The sequence below is a fragment of the Planomonospora algeriensis genome, assembly GCF_977012225.1.
Genome location: NZ_CDRNDK010000698.1, coordinates 1 through 2,367 on the forward strand (window position 1 = coordinate 1; position 2,367 = coordinate 2,367).

At 76.3% G+C, this 2,367-nt stretch carries 2 protein-coding genes and 1 pseudogene; 1 reads left to right on the forward strand and 2 read right to left on the reverse strand.

Translation table 11 applies throughout. The features are described from left to right. A pseudogene (locus tag ACWJ6R_RS34690) lies at positions 1–844 on the forward strand (ATP-binding cassette domain-containing protein); the annotation flags it as partial. Positions 845–957: 113 nt separating this feature from the next. Here ACWJ6R_RS34690 and ACWJ6R_RS34695 read toward each other — a convergent pair. Beyond that, entirely contained in the window at positions 958–1,218 is a 261-nt protein-coding gene (locus ACWJ6R_RS34695) for an MbtH family protein (protein WP_449066265.1), read from the reverse strand. Next, a partial coding sequence (locus tag ACWJ6R_RS34700) for a condensation domain-containing protein (RefSeq protein ID WP_449066266.1) occupies positions 1,215–2,367 on the reverse strand: 1,153 nt, incomplete at its 5' end. The genes ACWJ6R_RS34695 and ACWJ6R_RS34700, both read right to left, overlap by 4 nt.

Genomic DNA, 2,367 nt, shown 5'->3' on the forward strand with positions numbered 1-2,367 from the left:
GTCACCGGCCGCGTCACCGGTCACGCGGCCGGCCGCTCCCGCGCTCCGCGTCTCCGGCGTCGAGTACGCCTACCGGCCGGGCCACCCGGTGCTGCGCGGCGTGGACCTCGACGTCGCCCCCGGTGAGCGGATCGCCCTGGTCGGGGCCAGCGGTGCGGGCAAGACCACGCTGGCCAAGCTCATCGCGGGCATCCACCGCCCCGGCAGCGGCTCGATCACCGTGGGCGGGACGCGGCCGCCCGGACGGGATCCGGATGAACCGCCCGGTGCGGGCGGAGACGCGGAGCCGCCCGGCCCGGACGGGTACCCGGAGGCGCCCGGACCGGGTCCGGCGGGACCCTCCGTCGCGCTGGTCACCCAGGAGGTGCACGTCTTCGCCGGCCCGCTCGCCGACGACCTGCGGCTCGCCCGGCCGGAGGCGACCGAGGCGGAGGTCCGCGCCGCGCTGGCGCGGGTCGGGGCACTGGCCTGGCCGAGGCCTGCCCGACGGGCTGCGCACCGTGGTCGGCGAGAGCGGTCACCGGCTCACCGCCGCGCAGGCCCAGCAACTGGCACTGGCCCGGCTCGTCCTGGCGACCCGCCCGCGGTCGTGCTCGACGAGGCCACCGCGGAAGCCGGGAGCGCGGGGGCGCGGGCGCTGGAGGTGTCCGCCGCCGCCGCGGTCGAGGGCCGGACCGCCCTCGTCGTCGCGCACCGGCTCACCCAGGCCGCGACGGCCGACCGGATCGTGGTCCTCGACGGCGGGAAGGTGGCCGAGACCGGTACGCACGACGAGCTCGTGCGCGCCGGAGGGCACTACGCCGAACTGTGGAAGGCCTGGTCGGACACCCGCCCCGGAGCATGAGCGGCGGGACGCGGCCCGGACACGCGAGCCGGGGGAGCCCTTGGACGCGGCTCTCCGGCTCTCCTGGCTCCCTCGGCTCACCGTGCGGTGACGGGCGTGCGGGCCTCCGGCGGTTACGCGCCCGCGGCGCCGTTCGCGCGGTCCGCGAGGTTCGCGCGGTTCGCGCCGTTCATGGCCTCGACGAGGCTGCGGGGGCGCATGTCCGTCCAGTTCGCCTCCACGTACTCCAGGCAGGCGTCCCGGGAGTCCTCACCGAAGACGGTCTCCCAGCCCGCCGGGACCTCGGCGAAGGACGGCCAGAGCGAGTGCTGGCCCTCGCCGTTGACGAGAACCAGGTAGCGGCCCTCGGGATCCTCGAACGGGTTGCCGCTCATGAGTCGTTCCTCCTCGTGTCATCGGCGACCGACCGGTCGGGGTCGGCCACCGCGGTCTTCAGGATGCGGACCAGATCGTCCGCGAGCCGCTGCACCGTGCTCCGCTCGAACAGGCCGGTGTCGTACTCCAGCAGGCAGTCCACCGGCCCGGCGCCGCGCGGTTCGAAGAAGCTGAGCGTCAGGTCGGCGTTGAGCGCCCCGGTCGGGACCGGTTCGAAAGCCGCCCCGATGTCCTCCATCCGCGCCATGCGCGCCTGCTCGTGATGGACCAGCATCACCCGCGGCGCGGGCAGGCCGAGCTCCCGCGCGACCCGGGCGAAGGGGACGTCCTGCCGGTCGAACGCGGCGAGATCGGCCTCCCGGATGCGCGCGAGCAACTCGCGGAAGGTCGGCTCGCCCGAGGTGTCGGTGCGCAGGATGACCGTGTTGAAGAAGCACCCGACCAGGTCGGTGAGCGCCTCCTCGGCGCGGCCCGCGACCAGCGAGGCGATCGGCAGGTCCGTCCCGGCGCCGTGCCGGGTGAGCAGCGCCGCCAGCGCCGCCTGGAGCACCATGAACATGCTGGTGCCCGTCCGGGCGGCGAGGTCGTCGACGGCGGCGTGCAGGACCGGGTCCAGCACGAGCTCGACATGGTCGCCGCGTCCACCGCGTCCACCGTGCTCACCGGCCCCGCCGGGGTCCTGCCCGCGCGGCCGGTCGTACGGCAGCGCGGGGTCGGGGGGCAGCCCGCGCAGGGCCTCCCGCCAGTAGCCGAGCTGCCGGTCGGCCACCCCGCCGAGCAGCTCGTGCGCCCACGAGGTGTAGTCGGCGTAGCCCACCGGCAGCTCGCTCCAGGCCGGGGCGTCCCCCCGGCGGCGGGCCGCGTAGGCGGTGACGAGGTCGCGGACCAGCGGCACGACGGACCACTCGTCCACGCCGATGTAGTGCACCGTCAGCAGGAGCGCCTGGGCGCCGGAGCCGTCCGTGAGCAGCCGCGCCCGCAGCGGCGGGTTCCCGGTCAGGTCGGCCTCCTCGGCCGCCAGCGCGCGCAGCCGCTCGTCCAGGTCGGTGACCTGGACGAGTTCGAGTCCCTGCGCGGCGGGTTCCTGGACCAGCTCGGCCTCCGGCGCGGCGGTCCCCGGGCCGGGAGCCCGCTGCCGTCGGCCGGCC

Coding starts and splice junctions, on each gene's coding strand:
- ACWJ6R_RS34695 (WP_449066265.1), bottom strand. CDS start 1,218: ATGAGCGGCAACCCGTTCGAGGATCCCGAGGGCCGCTACCTGGTTCTC.